Genomic DNA, 22,517 nt, shown 5'->3' with positions numbered 1-22,517 from the left:
CGCCACGCCCTCCGTGTCCCGGCGCCGGAGACCACGGGCCTGTCGGTCCTCAGGGCGGGCAGGCGGAGGCGGACCGGTTCCAGGTTGCTCGCGGCGGCCGTCGCCGTCGTGGTGCTGTTCGCGGTGAATGTGCTCCTCGGCTCCTACACCGTCACCATCCCCGACTTCTTCCGCATCCTGGGAGGCACGGAGATCCCCGGCGCCGATTTCATCGTCCTGGAGAACAAGCTGCCCCGCGCCGTGACCGGTCTGCTGATCGGCGTGTGCTTCGGGATCGCCGGGGCCGTCTTCCAGACCATGCTGCGGAACCCGCTCGCCAGCCCCGACATCATCGGCATCAGCTACGGGGCCAGCGCCTCGGCCGTGGCCTCGATCGTGATCTTCGGCGCAGCGGGCGCGGCCGTGTCGCTCTCCGCCCTCGCCGGAGCCCTGCTGATCGCCACGGCGATCTATCTCATCTCCCGCCGCGGATCAGTGGCCGGCTACCGGCTCATCCTCGTCGGGATCGGCTTCGCCGCCGTACTCCAGGCCCTCGTGAACTTCCTCATCACACGCACCGATCTCCGGACGGCTGCCCAGGCCGTGCTGTGGCTGAGCGGATCGCTGAACTCGAGTACCTGGGACCGCGTTGGCGTGCTGCTCGCCGCACTGGTGGTCCTGCTGCCCGCCGTCGTCCTCCTGTCGCGGAATCTGCGGGGCCTCGAACTGGGCGACGACGCCGCGGCCGGGCTCGGCCTGCACGTCGAGGCGTCCCGGCTGGGGCTCATGACCACCGCCGTCGCCCTCGCGGCCGTGGCGACGGCGGCCGCCGGACCGGTGGCGGCCGTCGCGTTCCTGTCCGGCCCGATCGCCCGGAAGCTGCTCGACAACCGGACCTCGCTGACCATGGCGGCCCTCGTGGGCTCCGTGATCGTGCTGGCCTCGGACTTCGTCGCCGCCAATCTCCTCGGCGCGACCTCGCTGCCCGTGGGCGTGGTGACAGGGGCACTCGGCGCCCCGTTCCTGCTGTGGCTGCTCGCCACGGCCAATCGATCAGGCCAGGGAGGCTGACCATGGATCCCCACCGCTCCACACCGGACACACTGTCCGCCGAGAACCTGGACCTCGCCTACGGCGACCGCACCGTCGTCGACGGGCTGTCCGTCACCCTCCCCGCTGGGAGGGTGACCGTGATCGTCGGCGCGAACGCGTGCGGAAAGTCCACCCTGCTGCGCGGTCTCGCACGTCTCCTCAAGCCCGCCGCCGGCACCGTGGTGCTCAACGGCGCCGACATCCATGCGCAGCCCACCCGGAAGGTGGCCCGCGTGCTCGGTCTCCTCCCGCAGACCCCCGTGGCGCCGGACGGCATCAGCGTGGCCGACCTCGTGGGCCGCGGACGCTATCCGCACCAGGGCTGGTTCCGCCAGTGGACGGCGGAGGACGACGCCGCCGTCGCGCAGGCCCTCGACGCCACGGGTACCCTCGCCCTCGCGGACCGCGCCGTGGACGAGCTCAGCGGCGGGCAACGCCAGCGCGTCTGGATCGCGATGGCGCTCGCACAGCAGACGGGCATCCTGCTCCTCGACGAGCCCACCACCTTCCTCGACGTGGCCCACCAGATCGAGGTGCTCGATCTCATCACCGACCTGAACCGACGCACGGGGACCACGGTGGTGATGGTGCTGCACGACCTGAATCTCGCGGCCCGCTACGCCCACCACCTCGTCGCTATGCGTTTAGGGCGGATCGTCGCCGAGGGCGCGCCCTCCGACGTCGTCACGGAGCAGACGGTCTCGAGCGTTTTCGAGCTTGAGAGCCGTGTCATCACGGACCCCGTCTCCGGGACACCCATGGTCATCCCCGTCGGCCGGTACCACGGAGCACCCGCGGTCGCCCCGCTCCGGGCGTCGGAGCCCACGCGAACGGGTCTCCGGCCCACCCAGGACACCACCCGTATGGAGGCAGCATCATGACCGACGCGACCCGGGCCGTGCGGCGGACGGCCGTCGCGACCGAACCAATGGTGCTGGCGTTCGACGTGACGGTGGCCGCCGTGCAGGACCTCGGCCCCACCTTCCGCCGCATCACGTTCTCCGGGGCGTGCCTGGCGGGGTTCGGGGTGGCCGGCGCACCGCTGGATCTGCGCATCAAGATCGTGATCCCTCCCGCGGGGTGCCCGGGCCCCGATCTCGCGGGCATGCTGCGGGACGGCGAGGGGAGCTGGTACCAGAGATGGCTCGACCTGGCCGTCGAGGAGCGCGGCACCATGCGCACCTACACGGTGCGCACCTCACGCTGCGACGGGCCGCGACCCGAGCTCGACGTCGACTTCGTGCTGCACCTCGACGACGACGGCCGTGGTGGGCCCGCAGCGGAATGGGCCGCGACGGCGACGCCGGGGGACCGCGTGTGCATCATCGGTCCCAATGCGGCTGCCGCGCAGTGCGCGACGGCGGGCGCGTACGGCGGGATCGAGTTCAGGCCGGGGCTCGCCCAGCACGTGCTCCTCGCCGGGGACGAGACGGCGGTGCCCGCGATCAGCGCCATCCTCGAGGCCCTGCCCGAGCACGTGGGCGGGCACGCGTTCCTCGAGGTGCCGAGTGCCCGTGATGTACAGCCCATCGCCACGCGATCCTCCGTCGCCATCAGGTGGCTCCCCCGGGGAGGGGCCGGTCACGGCGAGGCGCTCGACGCCGCGGTCCGTGACGCCGTGCGTGTTCCGGGGTGGGTCTCGCTCGCCGGGGCAGGCACGGTCCGGGGCGGGAGCGAGCCCGAGGAGGTCGACATCGACCGGACGATCCTGTGGGAGACACCCCAGCTGCGCGAGGCGACCCTCCCGGCGACGGCGACAGCGACGGCGTCATCGGCCCCGGACCGCCCCGCCGGAACGCAGCCGTTCTATGCGTGGATCGCCGGGGAAGCCGCGGTCGTACGCGGGGTGCGCCGCTATCTCGTGCGCGACGTCGGCGTGGACCGGAGGCAGGTCGCCTTCATGGGCTACTGGAGGAAGGGCCGCACCGAGCTGCCGTGACGCCCTCAGTGGCTCGTCCACGGAGGCGCCGGTCGTCCTGGGAGCCCGCATTCCACGTCGAGGTGATCCTCGAGGACGTGAAGGTGGACCCCCTGCTGTGGTTGTGACGGGGCGCGATCAGGGCAGGGGGTCGCTCACGATCGCGGGATCCTTGTACCCCAGCGGCATGCGCAGGCGAAGGGACTTCGGCTTGACCTCGAAGAGCAGGTGCTTCGCCTCGCCGAGCGGGTCACCGTCCAGCTGGACCGCCAGCGGCTCCCGCAGGCTGACCTCGGCCGTGAGGCACTGGTAGTACTGCAGCGAGGGGTCCCGGCCCTTGCCGCGCGCGAACAGTTTGCCCAGCACGGCCAGCCACCCCAGCTTCCCCTTCGGGGCGATGGTCATGAGATCCATCAGGCCGTCATCGATCTTCGCGCCCGGGAAGATCTCGAGACCACCCATGATCTTCCCGCAGTTCCCGCCCATGACGCTGCGCAGACGGCACTCGAAAGGTTCGGCGCCGTCGATCGAGATGGAGGCATGCGCGGGCTCGCCGGGCAGATTCCGGATCCCGGCGTCCACGTAGGCGAGCCAGCCCACCCTGTCCTTCAGGTCCTCGCGTGTGTCGGACATGATGGCGGCGTCGTAGCCGAGACCGGCCATCACGAGGAACACCTGGGTCTCCTGTGCATGGTCCAGGGTGAGGTGCACGACGTCGATGCTGCGTTCCGTGCCCCTGAACGCGGCCTCGACGGCGGCCGTGGGATCATCGACGGCGATGTCGACGTTGCGGGCCAGGAGATTGCCCGTACCCAGCGGGACGAGGGCCATCAGGGTGTCTGTACCCACGAGTTCCTCGGCCACGCACCGCACGGTGCCGTCCCCGCCCGCCGCGATCACGAGATCCACCCCGGCGTCGAGCGCCTGCCGCGCCTGCCCGCTCCCCGGGTCGTCCTTCGTGGTCTCGATGACCAGGGGCGCCTCCCAGCCGTCCTCGGCCGACACGCGCTCGACGGCCTGCCGCACCTCGTCGGTGGACTGCTTCGTAGGGTTGATGACGAGTGCTGCGCGACGCACACCCGATGAGGTCTCGGTCACGGTACCGGAGGGCGCGTCGGTGGGCATGGTGTCCTTCGTGCGATGCGAGCGGGTGAAAGCCGAGCCTATCCCGTTGTGCATCGGGAGTAGTGTTCCAACGGTGACCTTCACCCAGCGATACGTGGCACTCGGCGATTCCTTCACCGAAGGGGTCGGTGATGCGGACCCCGCCTCGCCCAACGGCGTCAGGGGCTGGGCCGACCGCGTGGCGGAGCAGCTGATCCTCGCCGATCCGTCCTGGGGCTTCGCCAACCTGGCCATCCGCGGTAAGAAGATGCGCCAGATCCTGGATCACCAGGTCGACGCGGCGCTGGCCCTCGAACCCACTCTGGTCACCGTCTATGCCGGCGCGAACGACATCCTGCGACCGCGCGTCGACATCGACCGCCTGATGGGCGAGTACGACGACGGCGTCCGTCGCCTCCGCGGGTCCGGGGCCGACGTCGTCCTCTTCACTGGTCTGGACGCCTCCGCGTCGGCGGTCTTCGGCAAGACCCGTGGACGGACGGCCATCTACAACGAATGGGTGCGGGAGATCGCGGATCGGCGCGGAGCGACGATCGTGGACTACTGGCGCCTGCGTGAGTTCCAGGACTGGAGCTACTGGGACATGGACAGGATGCACATGTCCACGGCCGGGCACACCCTCATGGCGGCGAGGGTCCTCGAGACCCTGAACGCCTCGCACCGGATCGACCTGCCCGAGCTCGCCGCGCGCCCTGCCCTGAAACGGCTCGAACAGGTGCGCGCCGATGCGCAATGGGCCCGGGAGTACCTCACACCCTGGGTGGGCCGGCGTTTGCGGCGGGTGTCCTCCGGCGATCTGCTCAGCGCGAAGTATCCGGTGCTGGTGCACCCGCCCTGGGCGCCGATCGACACCTGAGCAGTCCGGGTTTTGGCATCGCCCCGGTGGCCGGTAGCATGGGAAGGCGTTTGGCCCGGGTGCAACCTCGCCTGTCCCAGGACAGGAAGTTGTTGCCCGGCTACCCGCGACCACCTGAAATTAGGGTTCGCATCGGCGGCGACGCCGTATGACGCCCGACCTTCACCGTCTTCCCCGCGGCGAGGCGCTTCGGCAGGTTCTCACCCTGCCAGGCCAACCTCCGGAAAGCTGCAGTAATAGCGGTGTCATTACTGGTGGCGGGACGCTCCACAAGTGATTCCGTCACGTTCATCTAATCTGGAGGAGAGTTATGGCAGCCCACTGCCAAGTGACCGGAGCCGAGCCCGGCTTTGGACACAGCATTTCGCACTCGCACCGCCGCAACAAGCGCCGGTTCGACCCCAACATTCAGAAGAAGCGCTACTACGTGCCTTCCCTGCGCCGCAACGTGACGTTGCAGGTCTCGGCCCGTGGCATCAAGACGATCGACGTCCGCGGGATCGAAGCCGTTGTCGCCTCGATCCTTGCGAGAGGAGTGAAGCTCTAATGGCGAAGGACCGGGACGTACGTCCGATCATCAAGCTGAAGTCCACCGCCGGCACCGGCTTCACCTACGTGACGCGGAAGAACCGTCGCAACAATCCGGACCGTATGGTCCTGATGAAGTACGACCCCAAGATCCGCAAGCACGTCGAATTCCGCGAGGAGCGCTAGGTATGGCAAAGAAGTCAATGATCGCCCGCAACGAGCAGCGCAAGATCGTCGTCGAGCGGTACGCTGCCAAGCGCCTCGAACTCAAGAAGGCCCTCGTGGATCCGAACGCGACCGACGAGGCACGTGAGGCTGCCCGCCTCGGACTGCAGAAGCTGCCCCGCAACGCATCGCCCGTGCGTCTGCGCAGCCGTGACCAGATCGATGGACGCCCCCGTGGGACGCTCCAGAAGTTCGGCATCTCCCGAGTACGTTTCCGCGACATGGCCCACCGGGGCGAGCTGCCCGGCGTGACCAAGTCGAGCTGGTAACAGACCTCTTCGGCAGGAACCGCCGCGGTTCGTCAGCGGCGTGAAGGAGCCGGCGCCCCACGGGGCGCCGGCTTTTTCACGCCCGACGGCGTCGGGGTGGGGGTAAGTTGAGTCTCCGAGCAGCTGGACACGACGGCAGGAGCCAGGACCATGGGCGGCACCGAGAATTCCCCCGATCGGAGCGACGACTTCACGGGTCTGCGTGCGATCTTCCTCAACTGCACGTTGAAGCGCAGCCCGGAACTGAGTCACACCTCGGGCCTGATCGACCTCAGCGCCGGACTGATGCGGGACAAAGGCGTCGACGTGGAGGTGGTGCGCCCGATCGACCATCCGGTGGCAACGGGCGTGTACCCGGACATGACCGAGCACGGCTGGGAGGAGGATGCCTGGCCCGCCCTCTTCGAGAAGATAGACCGGGCCGACATCCTCGTGATCGCGGGACCGATCTGGCTCGGTGACAACAGCTCGGTGACGAAGCGGATCATCGAACGTCTCTATGCGATGTCCGGCATGACGAATCCGCAGGGACAGTACATCTACTACGGCAAGGTGGGCGGTGCCCTGATCTCCGGCAACGAGGACGGCATCAAGCACTGCGCCATGAACATCCTCTACAGCCTCCAGCACATCGGTGTGACGATCCCCCCGGCGGCGGACGCGGGGTGGATCGGCGAGGCAGGCCCGGGCCCGAGTTACCTCGACGAAGGATCGGGCGGCCCCGAGAACGATTTCACCACCCGCAACACGGCCTTCATGACATGGAATCTCATGCATCTGGCCCGCATGCTGAAGCAGGCGGGAGGGATCCCGGCCCGCGGCAATGTGCCCGGTGAGTGGAGCAAGGAAGGGACCTCGGGGCTCGATCCAAACCCGGAGTACCGCTGACAACACCGGAGGACGTCGGCGGCGTTCATCGGCAGAGTGCAGCTACCGAGTACGGCAACCGAGAACAGCGGCGGGCTGTGCCCGGGCTTCGGTGTGCTGGATTACAGACGCCCTGTGCACCGGACCCGTAGCGTCCGGACCTGATATCGGCACGGCCGGATCGTCGCGCCGGCCGGAGTGGCGACGAACGATCACGAGCAGCAACGGACGAAAGGGCACCATGGAACCGAGGAGCGCCGTGATCGACCTCCTGGTCATCGGGGGCGGCACGGCAGGGCTCGTGGGCGCGAAGACGGCAGCGCGCCTCGGCGCGCGCGTCGTCCTCGCGGAACGGGCGAGAACAGGGGGCGACTGCCTGTGGACGGGGTGCGTGCCGTCGAAGACCCTCCTGGCTGCAGCGGCAGCCGGTGAGGCGTCAGGCCCGGGCGATCCGCCGGGCCCGTCCGCCTTCTCCGCCGTGCGGGCGAGGATCGTGGCGGCGATCGCAGCGATCGAACCGGAGGATTCACGTGCCTCGCTCGAGGCGGTGGGGGTGACGGTCCGGCAGGGAGAAGCCCGTTTCCTCGGTCCGGGGCGCGCGGAGATCGACGGTGAGGAGATCCGCTTCCACCGGGCGCTCATCGCCACCGGCAGCGATCCCGCGGTCCCACCCGTCCCCGGTCTGGACCGGGCCTCGGTGGTGACCTCGGAGACGATATGGGATCTCGTGGACCTGCCCCGGAGGCTCGTCATCATCGGGGGAGGGCCGATCGCCTGCGAACTGGGGCAGGCTTTCGCCCGACTCGGCTCCGACGTGGTGATGCTGGTCCGTTCCAGGATCCTGCCGAAGGAGGACCCGGATGCTGCCGACGTCGTGCGATCGGCGCTGGTGCAGGACGGTGTCCGGATCGTGGAGGACAGCACCATCGAGGAGGTCTCCACCGTCGGCGGTCAGGCCGGGGCCGGCGAGAGCCAGGTCCGGCTCGACGACGGCAGGTCGTTCCCCGCGGACACCGTCCTCGTCGCTGCCGGTCGTCGCGCCCGCGTCGCGGGCCTCGGACTGGAGCGGGTGGGCGTGGACGTGGACGACGCGGGACAGGTGCGCGTCGACGCGACCATGCGCACCTCGAACCCCGCGGTGTGGGCCGCGGGCGATGTCACGCAGCACCCGGACTTCACCCACCTCGCCGGGGTGTACGCGAGTACGGCGGCGTCGAACGCCGTCCTGGGCGTGAGCAGATCAGTGAGCACGATCGTGCCACGGGTGACCTATACGTCTCCCGAGGTCGCGGCCGTAGGGGTCACGAGCGTCGGTTCCGCGCGCCGGCGCGTGGTCACGATGCAGCATTCCCACACCGACCGGGCCATCACGGAGGGGCACGAGAACGGGTTCACCCGCCTGGTCGTCGACCGGCGCGGCAGGATCCTCGGCGGGACCATCGTGGGACCGCGCGCAGGGGAGACCATGGGGGAGTTGAGCCTGGCGGTGCAGCGGAAACTCACCACCCGCGATCTCGCCGGTGTCATCCATCCGTATCCGACCTTCAATGACGCCCTGTGGAACGCTGCCGTCCGGGATGCCCGCTCCACTCTCGAGAAGCCGCTGGTGCGGGCGCTGATGGCGGCACTGGTCCGCCTCACGCGGTGGCGCGCGGTCCGCTCGGATCGCACGCAACGCCCCGTGTGAGCCACCCCGAGTGAGCCACGCCGTGCCGGTCCCCCCTGGGCGTGCGGACACCGGACCGGCAGCAGGGTCGGCCGGTCATGATTCCGCAGGATCGTGGCAACGGACTGCCCCGCGGGCCCGTCATCGGACGGGCCCGCGTCGAAGCACACAGGACAAAGTCCCTGTTCCCTCCCCGAAGGATCCATGAATCGTTCGTCCGGCCCCTCGCCCCGTCGACGCACCGTGTGCGTCCTTTCAGCCGTCGCCGCGCTTGCGCTGGGTTCCTGCGCGGGGGAACCACCGGCGGCGCCCACCTATGCGTCGTTCGAGGATGTCCGCGCCGACGCGGACGGCCAGGTGGTGGACCTGTGGATGTACGGCGGTGATGACCAGGGCAACGCCTATGTCGACGACATCCTGGCGCCTGCCGCCGCGGAGGAGGGCGTCACCCTGCGTCGGGTGCCGATCGTCGATACGCTGGACGCCGTGAACCGGATCCTCAGCGAACGCCAGGCCGGGCGGACGGACGGTTCCGTGGACCTGGTCTGGGTCAACGGCGCGAACTTCAGCACGGGGCAGCAGGCTGACGCGTGGCGGTGCGGATGGATCGATCTGCTGCCGAACATGCAGTTCACCGACCCGGGTGATCCACTGCTGCTCGACGACTTCGGCACACCCGTGAACGGGTGCGAGATGCCGTGGCACAAGGCCCAGTTCACGTTCTTCTACAACTCCGCCACCCTCACCGATCCGCCGACCACCCTCGAGGGCATCCTGCAGTGGGCGGCTGAGAATCCGGGCCGGTTCACCTACCCCGCTCCGCCGGACTTCACCGGCAGTGTGTTCCTGCGCGAGGTACTGCTCAGTGTCGCGGGCGGAGCGGAGGCGGTACCGCTGGACTACAGTGCGGAGGCCTTCGATGCGCTCGCCCCCGATGCCCTGCAGGCGCTCGATCGGCTTGCGCCGTCCCTCTGGCGTGAAGGAGCCACCTATCCGCGCGACGAGCAGGCGCTGACCACGCTCTTCGCCGACGGCGAGGTGGACATCGCGATGACCTACGGACCTGCGACGCTTACGGATCTCGTGGGCTCGGGAGCCCTCCCCGCCTCGACCAGGGTCCTCACCCTCGACGAGGGCACGGTCGGTAACGCCAGCTTCCTGGCCATCCCTGCCAACGCGTCCGACCCGGCGGGGGCCATGGTCGTCGCCGATCTGGCGCTGTCCCCGGCGCAACAGGCAGCCAAGGCCGATCCCCGCACCTGGGGGCAGTTCCCCGTCCTCGACACGGACCGGCTCGACGCCGACCAGAGGGCCCGCTTCGCCGAGCTGCCGGCGTCGCCGGTGGTGCCCGGTTACGACGAACTCTCGCGCAATGCGCACAGCGAACTCTCCGCGCAGTGGGTGCCTGCCCTGGACGAGGCGTGGCGCCAGGAGGTCGCAGCGGCACGATGACGAGGTCCCGACAGCACCCGGCGGGCGACGCCGGACACCGCGGGAGTGCTGCGCCGGGGCCCCGGGCCCGACGAGTGGGGACGGGCCGCGCTGCCCGGGAACCCCGACTTCTTCCGGGTCGCGGTGTGCTGCTGGCCGCACCGGCCGTGGTGCCCGTCGTCCTCGTCCTGGGCGTATCGCTCACCGCGGCCCTGGGACAGAGCCTCGGTTTGATGCCCTTCATCGGGAAGCCGTCCCTCAGCCTGCGCGGCTGGAGCGGAGCCGCCGCGGAACTGGCCACCTCGGTGGGCGCCTCCGCCTACATCGCGACCGCCTCCACGGCGGTGGCACTGGTGGTCGGATTCGTCCTCGCCGCTTACGTCCTCGCCGCGCCCCGGCCGGGCCGTGTCGTCGCGGCCCTCAGCGCGGCGACCATCCCCGTCCCCCACCTCATCGGGGCGGGAAGCATGGGCCTGCTCCTCTCCGACAGCGGGTTCCTGGACCGGGTGCTGGGCCTGCCGGACGGGTTTCCCGCACTCGTCGGTAGCCCGTGGTGGTCCGCCGTGATCATCGAGTACGCGTGGAAGGAATCGGCGTTCGTCGCTCTCGTGGTGATCGGGAGCATGTCCCGGTCCATGACCGGCATGTGCGACTCCGCCGCGACGCTCGGGGCGACGGCGTGGCAGCGGATCATCCACGTGGTCCTGCCCCTGTCCGTTCCGGCCCTGGCCGTGTCGGGGCTCATCGTCTTCGTCTACACCCTCGGCTCCTACGAGACGGCCTGGCTGCTCGGACCGATCTCGCCCGAGCCACTGTCGGTCCGTGCGGTGAGGCTGTTCGGGTCCGTGGATCTCGCGGCCCGACCGGAAGCGATGGCCACGGCGCTGGTGTCCGTCGCCGTCGGCGGAGCGGCGATCCTCGGCGGCGTCGCCGTCCTGCGGGCGCGGCGGGACCTGCGATGACGGCGGTCCTGACCCGCGCGCGGGTGGCACGCCGCCGGGTTGTGATGCCCGGTGCGTGGCGTGGCGCGGCAGTGCGGGCGGGCGTGGGGGCCCTGCTCGTCCTCTGGATCCTGGCGCCGCTGCTTCCGCCCGCGCTCTGGTCGGTGGCCGACACCTGGCAGGCCCCTGCCGTACTGCCCGACGGCTACTCGGGCACTGCGTTCACGGTGCTGCTGCAGCCGGGAACGGTCCGGGCAGCGCTGACGTCCCTGCTCCTCGGCGGCTGCGTGGCACTGGTCGCGACACCGCTCGGACTCCTCGGAGCCCTCGCCGCACGGGCGCTGCCCGGGCGGCGTGGCCGGGCCGTGGACCTGATCCTCCTCGCGCCCCTGGCGATCCCACCGTTCGCCCTGGTGATGGGGGTGAACGTCACGCTGCTGCGTCTGCATGTGCCCGCATTCGCGGGTGTTGCCCTGATCCTGGTGGTCACCGCCCTGCCCTACACGAGTTTCATGTTCCGCAGCGCCCTCACCGCCTACGAGGGGCGCTTCGACGACGTCGCACGCACCCTCGGGGCCGCGCCGCACCAGATCCTCCGGCACGTCCGCAGCCCACTGCTGGCCGCGGCGACCACGCGCGCGTTCTTCCTCGCCTTCCTCGTGGGCTGGGGTGACTACATCACCACCCTGCTCGCAGGCGGGGGCAGGCTGAGCACCCTGCCCACGCTGCTCGGAGCCGCAGCGTCGTCGCCGGGGAGCGAGCAGCTCACGGCCGTGCTGTCCCTGGGCGTCGTCATCCCGCCGCTCGTCGTCCTGGCCGCCCTCGCCCTGCCGACGGTAATGGGATCGCTGTCCAGGAGGGAGGGGCCATGAGCTCGGGTCTCGAACTGCGGGCCGTCTCCCGCTCGTTCGGATCGACCGGGGTGCTCCACGACGTGTCGCTGACGGTTCCGCCGTCCCGGTGTGTTGCCCTTCTCGGAGCATCGGGCAGCGGTAAATCCTCGCTCCTGCGGATCATCGCCGGACTCGACACGCCCTCCGGCGGCGAGGTCCTGGCCGACGGCGCCGACCTCGCCGCGGTTCCCGTGGAGGAGCGCGGCATGGCCCTCGTCTTCCAGAAGGCACTGCTCTTCCCGCATCTGAACGTCGTCGACAACGTCGCCTTCGCGGCCCGTATGGCCGGGCGACGGCGCTCCGTGGCGCGGCAGCAGGCCATGGAGTTCCTGGATCTCGTCCAGCTGGCCGACTACGCGCGTCGACCGGTGGGCACACTCTCCGGCGGACAGGAACAGCGCGTCGCCCTGGCCAGGGCGCTGGCCAGGCAGCCCCGCATCCTGCTGCTGGACGAGCCCTTCGCCTCCCTCGATGTGCAGCTACGCCAGGACATGTACGCCCTGATCGATCACATCAGGGCGCAGCTGGCACCGACCGTCGTCGTCGTGACGCACGACCGGCAGGAGGCGTCGATCCTCGCCGACTCGATCGCCGTCCTCGATGAGGGCCGCATCCTGCAGCACGGCACCGTGCACCAGATCCACTACGAACCCGCGACGCAGCAGGTGAACAACCTCCTCGGTGGACTCAACGCCATCCCGGGCGTGGTCCGCGACGGTCGTCACCACTCGGCCCTGGGGGTACTCGCCGTCCAGGAGGATGCGGTGGACGGACCTGCCGTTCTCACCGTGCGCCAGGAAGCGCTCCGGCTCGTCCCGTCCGGCGAGACCGGCGGGCCGACGATCAAGGGTTCCGTGGCAGGACTGACGTCCCTCGGAGCGAGGACCCTGGTCCGGATCCTCGTGGGCGCCGACGACCCCGCCGGATCCACGGGTTCCGCCACCCTCGCGGTCGATGTCCCCGGGCGTCCGCAGCTGCTCCCGGGGCAGGTTGTCGAAGTGGGCCTGCACGAGCACCGCGCATGGGCGGTCCCGCAGCGGTAGCCGCGGATCCGGCGGGACGGAGCGATGCACTGTGTCCCTGATCGCAGAACGCAGGGGCGGGCCGCGCCTACCGTCGAGGAACATTCCCGCTCGGCGCGAGCGTCATGACCGGCGGGACCCACCCCGATACTGCGGATCAGGACGGCGAGCAGCATGACTGCTTCACACGGACAACCCACCCGGACACCGGACATCAGCCGGGTGGATTCATCTCCACCCACGATCGGCGGGCGACTGCTCGCCGGTGTGCTGGGCGGCCTCGGCGGAGGCGTGGTCTTCGGTGCCCTCATGTTCATGATGGGCATGCTCCCCATGATCGCCTCGCTCGTCGGGTCGACCTCGGTCGCCGTCGGTTTCATCGTGCACCTGCTCATCTCGGTCCTGATCGGGCTCGCCCTGACCCTCCTGGGCGCGGGCCTGCTCGACGGCACACTCCGGAGCGCCCTGCTCGGCGTCGTCTACGGGGCGCTGTGGTGGGTCCTCGGCCCGCTCCTGCTGATGCCGGCGGCGCTGAGGATGCCGGTTCTCACCGTCGACGGTTCATCCCTGGCCTCGCTGATGGGCCACGTCATCTATGGGCTTATTCTGGGACTCATCGCAGCGGGAGTGCTGCGACGCCGGTGACCGACCGCCGCTTGAGCGATGCCTGCTCGAGAACGGTCCTGTCGGCCGCCACGCCCGTAACCGAGGGGTGGGCGCCCCACGAACGGGAGGTGGATCTCTTGGCCGAGTCCGGAGAGCATTTCAGCTGCCTCAGTTTTGTCGACATCTTCTCGGATCTCACCGAGCAGGACATCGCAGCCATCGACCGGACGTCACCGCCGAGACTGTTCAGCAGCGGTGAACTCGTCTTCAGCCAGAGCGAGCCCGTCACTGCCCTGTTCATCCTCAAGGGAGGCCGAATCAGGATCTTCCGCGTCGCCGAGGACGGCAAGACCCTCACCATCGCGATCCTCGAACCCGGCGCCGTGTTCGGAGAGATGCTCCTGATCGGCCAGCAGATGTACGACAACTACGCGGAGGCGATCGAGACGTCCGTGGTCTGCCAGCTCAGCGCGGCCGACGTCGAGGAACACTTCCTGTCCAACCCCAGGATCGCCGTGAAGATCTCGCGTCTGCTCGGTGAGCAGGTGGCACGCCTCGAGGAGCGACTCACGGACATGGCGCTGCGTCCCCTCACCGCGAGGACCGCCGCAACACTTCTCACACTGGAGAAGGCGGCACCCCGCACCAGGTTCACCCAGGCCCGGGTGGTGAAGCTCACGCACGAGCAGCTCGCCGGACTCCTCGGCGCCACTCGCGAGGCCACCAGCAAGACGATGGCCGACTTCGCGGCCCGCGGCCTGATCAGGCAGGGCCGTGGACGTATCACCATCGACGACGTGGACGGCCTCCGCCGTATCTCCCGCAGCACCTTCTGACCCGGACCATCCGTCCGGTGATCCGATGGTCATCGCCCGTCAATCATGCCAAAAGCCGCGTGAACACGCGGGAGAAGCCTGCCAAGCTGATAGATTCTCGGACAGAGGCTTTTCGACGACCGAAGAGCTCATTCCGAAGAGAGACTTCCAGGAGGATCTGACGTGGCAAAAAACCGTAGTGAACTCGTTGCCGAGGTAGCAGAGAAGGCCGACACCAGCCAGGCTGCAGTGAACGGCGTCCTCGACGCCCTGTTCGAGGTCTTCGCCGACTCAGTCTCGAAGGACGAGAAGATCACCATCCCGGGATGGCTCGCCGTCGAGCGCACCAGCCGTGCCGCGCGCACCGGACGCAACCCCCAGACCGGGGAGACCATCCAGATCGCCGCCGGCCACAGCGTCAAGCTGACCGCGGGCTCGAAGCTCAAGGCTTCCGCCAAGTAGCACGCATCCGGAGGACCGCTGCCGCTCACGGCAGCGGTCCTCCGTCGTTCCACCAGCATCGTTCCATCGGCCGCGCCGGTAATGGCCCGATGCCCTTGGAGGACGACGATCGCAGCTCGCGGGAGATTGGCCCTATTTCTACTCCGGGTAGAGAATGGTGTACGTGTCCACCACTGCGAAAACGCCGCGCGAAACGCTCCCCAAGCCCTCGCCCGGACGTGCCGTGGGAGCAGCGTGGCTGGTGCTTGCGGGCGTCGTACTCCTGGCCGCACTCGTCATCGGTCTGTTGTACTCGGGAGCTGCGGCGGCACGGCAACTGGGCGATCCCGGCGCACTGACCCGGTGGGGACTGCCCGTCGCCAAGGCGCTCACCAACACCTCGGCCGCCGGGACCATCGGGGCCCTCGTCTTCGCCGTCATCATGCTGCCGCTGAAGGTCGGCGAGAACGGCCGGAAGCCGCGTCAGGGCGCAGCGGAGCACCCTGCGCTCTCGAGGGCACTCCTCCTCGCCTCCGTCGCGGCCGTCAGCTGGACCGTCGGGGCCCTCGGCGTCCTGATCTTCACCTATTCGGACGCAGCAGGGCTGCCCCTGAGTTCGGACCCCACCTACACGCAGGGTCTTGCAGCCTTCCTGACCGACTTCTCCACCGGGCGTGCCTGGCTGGTCACCGCGATCGTCTCCGCCGTCCTCGCCACCGTCCTGTTCGGTGTGCGCTCGCAGGTCGGCCTGGGCCTCGCGCTCGTCCTGGCGCTGCTGAATCTGCTCCCCATGGCCCTCATCGGCCACTCCGCCAGCGGAGACGACCACAATGCGGCCGTCAACTCCATCGCCCTGCACCTCGTGGGCGTGTGCCTGTGGGCCGGCGGCCTGATCGCCCTCGCCGTCGTGAGCGGCAAGCTGGGGGACCAGGCTCTCCCGGTACTCAAGCGGTTCTCCGCACTGGCCGGTTTCGCCTTCGTCCTCGTGGTCGCCTCGGGTGTGGTGAACGCCAGCCTCCGCATCACGGACCTGGAGCAGCTCAGCTCGCCATGGGGTCTGCTGGTCACCTTCAAGACCATCGCCACGCTGCTCCTCGGTGGTATCGGCTGGATGCACCGGCAGTGGATCATCCCCCAGCTCGGAGCCCCGGAGGGGACCTCGGCCGCCTCCCTCTCGGCGCGGCGCGTGCTCTGGCAGTTCATCACGGTCGAACTCCTCGTCATGGGGGCGGTGTTCGGCGTGGCCGGAGCCCTGGGGCGCACCGCTCCGCCGCGCGCCGAGGTGCTCCCCACCGAGGCCGGACCCGCCCGCATCCTCACCGGGTACGATCTGCCGCCCGAGCCGACCCTCTCCCGCTGGTTCACGGAGTGGCGCCCCGACTGGCTGTGGGTGGCCGTCGCGCTGACCCTCGGGGTCGCCTACGTCCTGGGGGTCCTGAAGCTGCGTCGCCGCGGCGATTCCTGGTCCGTCCTGAAGCTCGTCAGCTGGCTCCTCGGCCTGATCCTGCTGACCTACTTCACCTCCGGCGCGCCCGCGGTCTACGGCATGGTGCTCTTCAGCGCACACATGATCGACCACATGGCCCTGACCATGGTGGTCCCGCTGTTCCTGGTCCTGGGCGCACCCGTGACCCTCGCGCTGAGGGCGCTCCGCGCACGCCGCGACGGGACGCGTGGCATCCGGGAGTGGATCCTCGCGATCGTCCACTCGTGGCCGTCGCGGCTCATCACGCACCCTCTCTTCGCGGCCGGGAACTTCGTGGCGTCGATCATCGTCTTCTACTACTCGTCGCTGTTCGGGTTCGCCCTGCGCGAGCACGTTGGGCACGAGCTGATGATCACGCACTTCCTGATCACCGGCTACATCTTCGTCCTCTCGATGATCGGGACCGATCCCGTCCCGTACCGCGCCCCGTATCCGCTCAGGATCCTGCTGCTCTTCGCGACCATGGCCTTCCACGCCTTCTTCGGGGTGGCCCTGATGGGCTCGACGTCCCTCCTGCAGGCCTCCTGGTTCGGCAACATGGGCCGTGAGTGGGGTGGCTCCGCCCTCGCGGACCAGCAGGTCGGCGGAGCCGTGACGTGGGGGGTCGGGGAGATCCCGACGCTCCTGCTGGCCATCGGCGTAGCCGTCATGTGGTCCCGTTCCGACGCGCGGGAGACGAAGCGGACGGATCGCGCGGCGGACAGGAATAACGACGCCGATCTCGCGGCTTACAACAGCATGTTCACCGACCTCGCCGCGCGCGACGTCGGACCCCGGGGCTCCCGGCCCCCGTCCGCGGCGCGGACCAGCACAGCAGGAGACGATGAATGACCGAGACCACCACGCGCACCGGCTACCGGGTGCGCGGCTCAGCCCTGACCGGCCGGAACTGGCTCAACACGGGAGGTAGGCAACTGCAGCTCGAGGATCTGCGCGGGAAGATCGTGATCCTCGACTTCTGGACGTTCTGCTGCATCAACTGCCTGCACGTCATCGACGAACTCCGTCCACTGGAAGAGGCCTACCAGGACGTCCTCGTCACCGTGGGCGTGCACTCGCCGAAGTTCGAGCACGAGGCGGACCCGGTGGCGCTCGCCTCAGCCGTGGAGCGCTACGACATCCGGCACCCCGTCCTGGACGATCCGAAGCTCGACACCTGGGCGGCCTACACGGCCCGCGCCTGGCCCACCCTCGTGGTGATCGACCCCGAGGGCTACATCGTGGCGCATCTTTCCGGCGAGGGTCACGCGGGAGGGCTCGCATCGCTGGTCGAGGAACTGGTGGCCGAGCACGAGGCCAAGGGCACCCTGCACCGTGGGGATGGTCCGTACATGGCGGCTCCGAGCACCGCCGGTGCGCTGAAGTTCCCCGGCAAGCTGCTCGCACTGCCCGAGGCCGGGACGTTCCTCGTCGGCGACACCGGACACCACCGGCTCGTGGAACTCGAGGCCGACCTGACCACGGTGCGTCGAACCATCGGCTCGGGGACCAAGGGCTTCGCCGACGGTGGGCCCACCGAGGCCGAGTTCAACGAACCGCAGGGCCTCGCCCTGCTCCCCACCGCGCTGGCCGCGGAGGTCGGGTACGACGTCGTCGTCGCCGACTCCGTGAACCACCGGCTCCGGGGCGTGGATCTCGCCACCGGCCGGGTGACCACGCTCGCCGGCAACGGGACGCAGCGCCTGCTGGACTCCGGCAACCACACCAGGGCCGGACTGCAGGAGAACGCCCGCGAGGTGGGCGCCGAGAGCGAAGCGCCGCGGCTGACCGAGACCCACCTGGGCACCGACGCCCTGGACGTCTCGCTGTCCTCCCCCTGGGACGTGGTGTACTCGTCCGTCCTGGTGCGGGTGGTCATCGCGATGGCGGGAACGCACCAGATCTTCAGCTACGACCCCCGCAGCCATGCCGTCGACGTCCTGGCCGGCACCGGACTGGAGGGCCTGCTCGACGGTGAGGCGTCCACGGCCTGGTTCGCGCAGCCCTCGGGACTCGCCGAGGACGGCGACGGCACCCTCTGGGTGGCCGATTCCGAGACTTCGGCCGTGCGCTCCTTGGCGTTCGAGGAGATCGACGGTCGGATCCGGACCCGGGTGGGCACTGCCATCGGTACCGGATTGTTCGACTTCGGGTTCCGCGACGGCGACGCCGAGCAGGCGCGGCTGCAGCACCCGCTGGGCGTGACCGCGCTCCCCGATGGTTCCATTGCGATCGCCGACACCTACAACGGTGCCGTGCGCCGCTACGACCCGTCCACGCGCGAGGTGTCGACGCTGCTGCGCGGCCTGGCGGAGCCGTCGGACGTGCTCGTGGACATGGGTCCGGTGGCCGACGGTGGGGATCCCCTGCTCATCGTGGTGGAGGCCAACAGTCATCAGCTCGTGCGGACGCCCCTGCCCCGGCAGGCGCTCGCCGTCGACGAGGGGGCGTCCCGTACCCAGCGGCCCACGACGCCGGTGACCGAGGGGCCGCTCGCTGTCACGGTCCGCTTCACCGCCCCCACCGGCCAGAAGCTGGACGACCGCTGGGGCGATCCAACGCAGCTGAAGATCAGCTCGTCACCGGAATCCCTCATCGTCTCCGGCGGCGGGACCTCCCAGGGGCTGACGCGGGAGGTGGTGCTCTCGCAGGAGGCGGGCGACGGCGTCCTGCACATCACCGCGCGGGCGGCGTCCTGTGACGGCGAGCCGGGCGGAGAGATCCCCGATCACGCGGCGTGCCATCTGTACCAGCAGGACTGGGGGATTCCCGTGGCCGTCTCCGGCGACGGAGAGAGCACCCTGACGCTGGAACTGCGCGGCCTGGACTGACGCCCGGCTGCCCTGGGGCGCCGGCCGGGTGCCTCAGGCGAGACTGAGGAAGAGCTTCTCGAGTTCCTTCTTGTCGAGGCTCGCGTCCTCCTGGACGATGCACTGCTCGAGCCCGCTGGCGATGATGGCGAACCCTGCCCGGTCGAGGGCCTTGGATACCGCGGCCATCTGGGTGACCACGTCCTTGCAGTCCCTGCCCTCCTCGAGCATGCGCGTCACGGCCGCCAGTTGGCCCTGGGCTCGCTTGAGCCGGTTGATCACGGGGGTCAGTTCAGTGGGATCGAGTTGCATCGGAGTCTCCAGAGGTCGTGGCAGCATACCTCTCCACTATACCCCCGTGGGTATTTGACGACCTATCCGACGGTGGGGAATACTCCTGGGGGTATCCATCCCCGCAGTGTTCGAAAGGTCCCCATGAGCGCCCCCACCATTCCCGGCTCCACCACCTCCCAGACCGCCGCCCCGGGAGCCCTGTCACCCGCTGAGCTGCAGAGCTTGATCTCCGAGCGACCGGACCTCCTCGTCCTCGACGTCAGGTCGGCGGCCGAATTCGAGGCCCTCCATATCGAGGGGTCCTTCAACGTGCCGCTGCCCCTCCTGCTGGAGCACCCGGACGAGCTCGCCGTCCGGCTCGGCAGTGATGTGGTCCTCGTGTGCCAGTCCGGCGTCCGGTCCGAACAGGCCCGGCAGCGCCTCGCCGCCTCGGGCGTCGCCGACCTCCAGGTCCTGGCCGGCGGTGTACCCGGCTACGCAGCCGCAGGTGGAGGCGTGAAGCGCGGGCCCGTCCGCTGGCACCTCGAGCGGCAGGTCCGCATGGCGGCCGGGTCTCTCGTGATCGCAGGCCTCGCCGGAGGGCGTTTCGTCTCCCCGAGAATCCGCATGGTGGCCGGCGTCATCGGCACGGGGCTGACGTTCTCGGCCGCGACGAACACCTGCGCCATGGGCCGCGCGCTGGCCGTGATGCCCTGGAACAGGGCGGCGAAGGAGCCCACCCGGGAGAGCGCCATCCTCGGTCTGCCTGTCGGCTCGCGGCGCGCACCGGGAATCATCGACGGAGCCGACGCGGCGTGAGTACCACCCTGATCCTCGTCCTCGCCCTGTCGATCCTGATCGGACTGTCGCTGGGCGTACTGGGCGGGGGCGGGTCGATCCTCACGGTCCCGATCCTGGTCTACGCAGCAGGATTCGAACCGAAGGAGGCGATCGCCGCCTCGCTGTTCGTGGTGGGGGTGACCTCGGCGGTGAGCGTGGTCTCCCACGCCCGCAGCGGCCGCGTCAGATGGCGGACCGGTCTGATCTTCGGTGCTGCAGGAATGGTCGGCGCTTTCGCCGGCGGGCTGCTCGGGGGCTTCATCCCCGGGCAGTTCCTGCTCGTCGCGTTCGCCCTCATGATGGTTGCCACCTCCGTGGCGATGATCCGCGGCCGGAAGCGGCCCGCAGCTCCGGCGGACCCGCACGCGAGCGTGGCGGACGGAGATCGAGACCTCCCCCTGGCCCGCGTCCTGCTCGACGGCGCGGTGGTGGGCCTGGTGACAGGCCTGGTCGGAGCCGGGGGCGGTTTCCTCGTGGTCCCGGCCCTGGCCCTGCTCGGCGGGCTCCCGATGTCCGTGGCGGTCGGCACCTCGCTGGTGGTCATCGCGATGAAGTCCTTCGCGGGACTGGCCGGGTACCTCACCACCGTCGACATCCCGTGGGGACTCACCCTGGGCGTCACGGCCGCCGCGATCGTCGGATCCCTGATCGGCGCGAAGCTCTCGGGCCGGATCCCGGAGACCGTCCTGCGCAAGGCTTTCGGGTGGTTCGTCCTGGTCATGGGCGCCTTCGTCCTCATCCAGCAGGCGCCCGAGGAGCTCCGCGCGGTCCTCGCCGTGACCGTTGCGGTCCTCGGACTCGCCGGCGTGCTCGCCTGCAGGTTCCTGGCGCCGTCCTGTCCCCTCGGCGCTCGCGGCGCGCCCCCGGCGGTGCGCGCCCCCTGATCGGTGGGTGGCCGGAACCGTCCCGTCCCGGATCCGGCCAGCCATCCCCTTGTGACATACCCCCTGGGGTATTACAGTAGGTAAATGAATACCCCATGGGGTATCACAACAGACCTCCAGGGACATCTCACACAGCACCGACGAAGGAGCGCACCAGATGCTTTTCGAACGCATTTACGACGAGGACCTCTCCCAGGCCAGCTACCTGATCGGCTGCCAGGCCACAGGGGAGGCGATCGTGGTCGACGCCCGCCGTGACATCGCCGTCTACCAGGAGCTGGCGGCGAAGAACAACATGACCATCGGCACCGTGACCGAGACCCACATCCATGCCGACTACCTCTCCGGGACCCGCGAGCTGGCAGCGGCGACCGACGCGACGATCTACGTCTCCGGGGCCGGGGGCATGGACTGGCAGTACGGCTTCGAGGGCGAGCGGCTCCAGGACGGTGACACCATCACCATCGGCAACCTCACTCTGCAGGCCGTCCACACCCCGGGCCACACCCCCGAACACCTGTCGTTCCTCGTTACGGACGGCGCCTTCAGCGACCAGGCCGGCTACCTTCTCTCCGGAGACTTCGTCTTCTCCGGGGACCTCGGCCGCCCCGACCTCCTCGACGAGGCCGCCGGCGGTGTCGACACGCGGTTCGAGGGCGCCAAGCAGCTGTTCCGCAGCCTGCAGGAGAAGTTCCTGACCCTACCCGACTACGTGCAGGTGCACCCGGCACACGGCGCCGGAAGCGCATGCGGCAAGGCGCTGGGCGCCATCCCGTCCTCGACCGTCGGCTACGAACGCCTCTACTCCTGGTGGGCGCCCTACCTCGCCTCCGGCGACGAGCAGGGCTTCATCGACGAACTGCTCGACGGTCAGCCCGACGCCCACGCCTACTTCGGCCGGATGAAGCGCGAGAACCGTGACGGCCCCGCTGTCATGGGAGAGCGCGCACCGCTGCAGGAACTGGCTCCCGGGCAGGTCGCCGCTGATCTCGCAGCCGACACCGTGACCTTCATCGACACCCGGTCCGCGGACCAGGTCCATCAGGGTACGGTGGCCCGATCCCTGAACATCCCCGCCGGGGGGTCCGTGGCCACGTACGGGGCGTGGGTGGTGAATCCCGAGCAGGACCGGAATCCCCTCGTGCTGCTCGCCGCCGACCAGGAGCAGGCCCACGAGCTGTGGGACCACCTGGTGCGGGTGGGCATCGACCACGTCGCCGGGTACGTGACCAGCCTGGACGGTCTGCCCCTCACCACACCGGCCCTGATCCAGCCGGCCGAGCTGTCCGACCTGGACCCCGCGATGGTCCTCGATGTCCGGAACCGCACCGAGTACGGTAACGGGCACATCCCCGGAGCGCACCAGCTCAACGGTGGCCGGCTCATGTGGCACCTCGATGAACTGCCCGAGCAGGGGACCATCGTGTCCTACTGCCAGAGCGGGCTCAGGAACTCCGTGGCTGCGAGCGCCCTGCGCCGGGCCGGGTACGACGTCGTCGAGCTCGACGGCAGCTACTCGGCCTGGACCACCTGGCAGCAGAGCCGCGAAAGCGCTCCCACCTCCTGATCGA

23 protein-coding genes are annotated in these 22,517 nt (G+C 69.5%); 21 read left to right on the top strand and 2 right to left on the bottom strand.

Annotation, left to right across the window (positions count from 1 at the left end):
* The first annotated feature begins 39 nt into the window (after nucleotides 1-39).
* The 3 genes from FQ377_RS02565 to FQ377_RS02555 are packed head-to-tail and all read left to right on the top strand — an operon-like array spanning nucleotide 40 to nucleotide 3,010.
* On the top strand, nucleotides 40-1,050 hold the full coding sequence (locus FQ377_RS02565) for a FecCD family ABC transporter permease (protein WP_395858462.1): 1,011 nt from the start codon (nucleotides 40-42) through the stop codon (nucleotides 1,048-1,050).
* Nucleotides 1,051-1,052: 2 nt separating this feature from the next.
* Nucleotides 1,053-1,952, top strand: coding sequence for an ABC transporter ATP-binding protein (locus tag FQ377_RS02560; protein WP_148599656.1), 900 nt, complete (start codon nucleotides 1,053-1,055; stop codon nucleotides 1,950-1,952).
* Nucleotides 1,949-3,010: a siderophore-interacting protein gene (locus tag FQ377_RS02555; RefSeq protein ID WP_262364223.1), complete on the top strand. Its 1,062-nt coding sequence runs from the start codon at nucleotides 1,949-1,951 to the stop codon at nucleotides 3,008-3,010. Before FQ377_RS02560 ends, FQ377_RS02555 begins: the two co-directional genes overlap by 4 nt.
* A gap of 117 nt (nucleotides 3,011-3,127) precedes the next feature.
* On the opposite strand, the gene FQ377_RS02550 is transcribed toward FQ377_RS02555, so the two are convergent.
* The gene (locus FQ377_RS02550; protein WP_148600057.1) at nucleotides 3,128-4,114 is read right to left on the bottom strand and encodes a diacylglycerol/lipid kinase family protein; all 987 of its coding nucleotides are present in this window, start codon (nucleotides 4,112-4,114) and stop codon (nucleotides 3,128-3,130) included.
* A 73-nt stretch (nucleotides 4,115-4,187) separates the two neighbouring features.
* On the opposite strand from FQ377_RS02550, the gene FQ377_RS02545 reads away from it, so the two are divergent.
* The 15 genes from FQ377_RS02545 to FQ377_RS02475 all read left to right on the top strand — a co-directional run bounded on the left by FQ377_RS02545 (nucleotide 4,188) and on the right by FQ377_RS02475 (nucleotide 18,970).
* A complete protein-coding gene (locus FQ377_RS02545; RefSeq protein ID WP_148599655.1) occupies nucleotides 4,188-4,970 on the top strand; it encodes an SGNH/GDSL hydrolase family protein in 783 nt (260 codons plus the stop codon).
* Between the two features lie 310 nt (nucleotides 4,971-5,280).
* Nucleotides 5,281-5,517 carry a 50S ribosomal protein L28 gene (gene rpmB / locus FQ377_RS02540; protein ID WP_136452626.1) on the top strand — a complete coding sequence of 79 codons (237 nt, stop codon included), beginning with the start codon at nucleotides 5,281-5,283 and terminating at the stop codon, nucleotides 5,515-5,517.
* On the top strand, nucleotides 5,517-5,684 hold the full coding sequence (gene rpmG / locus FQ377_RS02535; RefSeq protein WP_136452625.1) for a 50S ribosomal protein L33: 168 nt from the start codon (nucleotides 5,517-5,519) through the stop codon (nucleotides 5,682-5,684). The genes rpmB and rpmG overlap by 1 nt, the downstream gene beginning before the upstream one ends.
* Before the next feature lie 2 nt (nucleotides 5,685-5,686).
* Nucleotides 5,687-5,992, top strand: coding sequence for a 30S ribosomal protein S14 (rpsN, locus tag FQ377_RS02530; RefSeq protein WP_148599654.1), 306 nt, complete (start codon nucleotides 5,687-5,689; stop codon nucleotides 5,990-5,992).
* Nucleotides 5,993-6,142: 150 nt separating this feature from the next.
* Complete coding sequence (locus FQ377_RS02525; RefSeq protein ID WP_148599653.1) at nucleotides 6,143-6,880, top strand: flavodoxin family protein; 738 nt, start codon at nucleotides 6,143-6,145, stop codon at nucleotides 6,878-6,880.
* A gap of 220 nt (nucleotides 6,881-7,100) precedes the next feature.
* Nucleotides 7,101-8,546 carry a dihydrolipoyl dehydrogenase family protein gene (locus FQ377_RS02520; protein ID WP_148599652.1) on the top strand — a complete coding sequence of 482 codons (1,446 nt, stop codon included), beginning with the start codon at nucleotides 7,101-7,103 and terminating at the stop codon, nucleotides 8,544-8,546.
* 183 nt (nucleotides 8,547-8,729) lie between these two features.
* A complete protein-coding gene (locus tag FQ377_RS02515) occupies nucleotides 8,730-9,977 on the top strand; it encodes an ABC transporter substrate-binding protein (protein ID WP_148599651.1) in 1,248 nt (415 codons plus the stop codon).
* A complete protein-coding gene (locus FQ377_RS02510) occupies nucleotides 9,974-10,918 on the top strand; it encodes an ABC transporter permease subunit (protein WP_222861822.1) in 945 nt (314 codons plus the stop codon). The genes FQ377_RS02515 and FQ377_RS02510 overlap by 4 nt, the downstream gene beginning before the upstream one ends.
* Nucleotides 10,915-11,769: an ABC transporter permease gene (locus FQ377_RS02505; protein WP_222861821.1), complete on the top strand. Its 855-nt coding sequence runs from the start codon at nucleotides 10,915-10,917 to the stop codon at nucleotides 11,767-11,769. The genes FQ377_RS02510 and FQ377_RS02505 overlap by 4 nt, the downstream gene beginning before the upstream one ends.
* The gene (locus tag FQ377_RS02500; protein WP_148599650.1) at nucleotides 11,766-12,833 is read left to right on the top strand and encodes an ABC transporter ATP-binding protein; all 1,068 of its coding nucleotides are present in this window, start codon (nucleotides 11,766-11,768) and stop codon (nucleotides 12,831-12,833) included. Before FQ377_RS02505 ends, FQ377_RS02500 begins: the two co-directional genes overlap by 4 nt.
* A 153-nt stretch (nucleotides 12,834-12,986) precedes the next feature.
* On the top strand, nucleotides 12,987-13,457 hold the full coding sequence (locus FQ377_RS02495) for a hypothetical protein (RefSeq protein WP_262364222.1): 471 nt from the start codon (nucleotides 12,987-12,989) through the stop codon (nucleotides 13,455-13,457).
* An 89-nt stretch (nucleotides 13,458-13,546) separates the two neighbouring features.
* On the top strand, nucleotides 13,547-14,254 hold the full coding sequence (locus FQ377_RS02490; RefSeq protein ID WP_262364221.1) for a Crp/Fnr family transcriptional regulator: 708 nt from the start codon (nucleotides 13,547-13,549) through the stop codon (nucleotides 14,252-14,254).
* 162 nt (nucleotides 14,255-14,416) lie between these two features.
* On the top strand, nucleotides 14,417-14,695 hold the full coding sequence (locus FQ377_RS02485; protein WP_148599648.1) for an HU family DNA-binding protein: 279 nt from the start codon (nucleotides 14,417-14,419) through the stop codon (nucleotides 14,693-14,695).
* 154 nt (nucleotides 14,696-14,849) lie between these two features.
* Nucleotides 14,850-16,991 (top strand): bifunctional copper resistance protein CopD/cytochrome c oxidase assembly protein, encoded by a 2,142-nt coding sequence (locus FQ377_RS02480; protein ID WP_148599647.1) that lies wholly within the window; start codon nucleotides 14,850-14,852, stop codon nucleotides 16,989-16,991.
* On the top strand, nucleotides 16,988-18,970 hold the full coding sequence (locus tag FQ377_RS02475; protein WP_148599646.1) for an NHL domain-containing thioredoxin family protein: 1,983 nt from the start codon (nucleotides 16,988-16,990) through the stop codon (nucleotides 18,968-18,970). Before FQ377_RS02480 ends, FQ377_RS02475 begins: the two co-directional genes overlap by 4 nt.
* Nucleotides 18,971-19,003: 33 nt before the next feature.
* Here FQ377_RS02475 and FQ377_RS02470 read toward each other — a convergent pair whose 3' ends face one another.
* On the bottom strand, nucleotides 19,004-19,261 hold the full coding sequence (locus FQ377_RS02470) for a metal-sensitive transcriptional regulator (protein WP_148600053.1): 258 nt from the start codon (nucleotides 19,259-19,261) through the stop codon (nucleotides 19,004-19,006).
* 123 nt (nucleotides 19,262-19,384) lie between these two features.
* On the opposite strand from FQ377_RS02470, the gene FQ377_RS02465 reads away from it, so the two are divergent.
* The 3 genes from FQ377_RS02465 (at nucleotide 19,385) to FQ377_RS02455 (ending at nucleotide 22,513) form a co-directional block, all read left to right on the top strand.
* Nucleotides 19,385-20,041 (top strand): rhodanese-like domain-containing protein, encoded by a 657-nt coding sequence (locus FQ377_RS02465; protein WP_148599645.1) that lies wholly within the window; start codon nucleotides 19,385-19,387, stop codon nucleotides 20,039-20,041.
* Nucleotides 20,038-20,946, top strand: a complete 909-nt coding sequence (locus FQ377_RS02460; RefSeq protein ID WP_148599644.1) for a sulfite exporter TauE/SafE family protein — start codon at nucleotides 20,038-20,040, stop codon at nucleotides 20,944-20,946. Before FQ377_RS02465 ends, FQ377_RS02460 begins: the two co-directional genes overlap by 4 nt.
* Nucleotides 20,947-21,103: 157 nt before the next feature.
* Complete coding sequence (locus FQ377_RS02455) at nucleotides 21,104-22,513, top strand: MBL fold metallo-hydrolase (protein ID WP_148599643.1); 1,410 nt, start codon at nucleotides 21,104-21,106, stop codon at nucleotides 22,511-22,513.
* Nucleotides 22,514-22,517: the final 4 nt, after the last annotated feature.

This window comes from Arthrobacter echini, assembly GCF_008107445.1.
GTDB classification, from domain to species: domain Bacteria; phylum Actinomycetota; class Actinomycetes; order Actinomycetales; family Micrococcaceae; genus Arthrobacter_D; species Arthrobacter_D echini_A.
Note: the sequence above shows the minus strand (reverse complement) of the source record. Positions and strands in the feature narration are given on the sequence as shown.

Coding starts and splice junctions, on each gene's coding strand:
- FQ377_RS02500 (WP_148599650.1), top strand. CDS start 11,766: ATGAGCTCGGGTCTCGAACTGCGGGCCGTCTCCCGCTCGTTCGGATCG.
- FQ377_RS02475 (WP_148599646.1), top strand. CDS start 16,988: ATGACCGAGACCACCACGCGCACCGGCTACCGGGTGCGCGGCTCAGCC.
- FQ377_RS02480 (WP_148599647.1), top strand. CDS start 14,850: ATGGTGTACGTGTCCACCACTGCGAAAACGCCGCGCGAAACGCTCCCC.
- FQ377_RS02560 (WP_148599656.1), top strand. CDS start 1,053: ATGGATCCCCACCGCTCCACACCGGACACACTGTCCGCCGAGAACCTG.
- FQ377_RS02520 (WP_148599652.1), top strand. CDS start 7,101: ATGGAACCGAGGAGCGCCGTGATCGACCTCCTGGTCATCGGGGGCGGC.
- rpmB (WP_136452626.1), top strand. CDS start 5,281: ATGGCAGCCCACTGCCAAGTGACCGGAGCCGAGCCCGGCTTTGGACAC.
- FQ377_RS02470 (WP_148600053.1), bottom strand. CDS start 19,261: ATGCAACTCGATCCCACTGAACTGACCCCCGTGATCAACCGGCTCAAG.
- FQ377_RS02515 (WP_148599651.1), top strand. CDS start 8,730: ATGAATCGTTCGTCCGGCCCCTCGCCCCGTCGACGCACCGTGTGCGTC.
- FQ377_RS02525 (WP_148599653.1), top strand. CDS start 6,143: ATGGGCGGCACCGAGAATTCCCCCGATCGGAGCGACGACTTCACGGGT.
- FQ377_RS02510 (WP_222861822.1), top strand. CDS start 9,974: ATGACGAGGTCCCGACAGCACCCGGCGGGCGACGCCGGACACCGCGGG.
- FQ377_RS02455 (WP_148599643.1), top strand. CDS start 21,104: ATGCTTTTCGAACGCATTTACGACGAGGACCTCTCCCAGGCCAGCTAC.
- FQ377_RS02465 (WP_148599645.1), top strand. CDS start 19,385: ATGAGCGCCCCCACCATTCCCGGCTCCACCACCTCCCAGACCGCCGCC.
- FQ377_RS02505 (WP_222861821.1), top strand. CDS start 10,915: ATGACGGCGGTCCTGACCCGCGCGCGGGTGGCACGCCGCCGGGTTGTG.
- FQ377_RS02550 (WP_148600057.1), bottom strand. CDS start 4,114: ATGCCCACCGACGCGCCCTCCGGTACCGTGACCGAGACCTCATCGGGT.
- FQ377_RS02555 (WP_262364223.1), top strand. CDS start 1,949: ATGACCGACGCGACCCGGGCCGTGCGGCGGACGGCCGTCGCGACCGAA.
- rpmG (WP_136452625.1), top strand. CDS start 5,517: ATGGCGAAGGACCGGGACGTACGTCCGATCATCAAGCTGAAGTCCACC.
- FQ377_RS02495 (WP_262364222.1), top strand. CDS start 12,987: ATGACTGCTTCACACGGACAACCCACCCGGACACCGGACATCAGCCGG.
- rpsN (WP_148599654.1), top strand. CDS start 5,687: ATGGCAAAGAAGTCAATGATCGCCCGCAACGAGCAGCGCAAGATCGTC.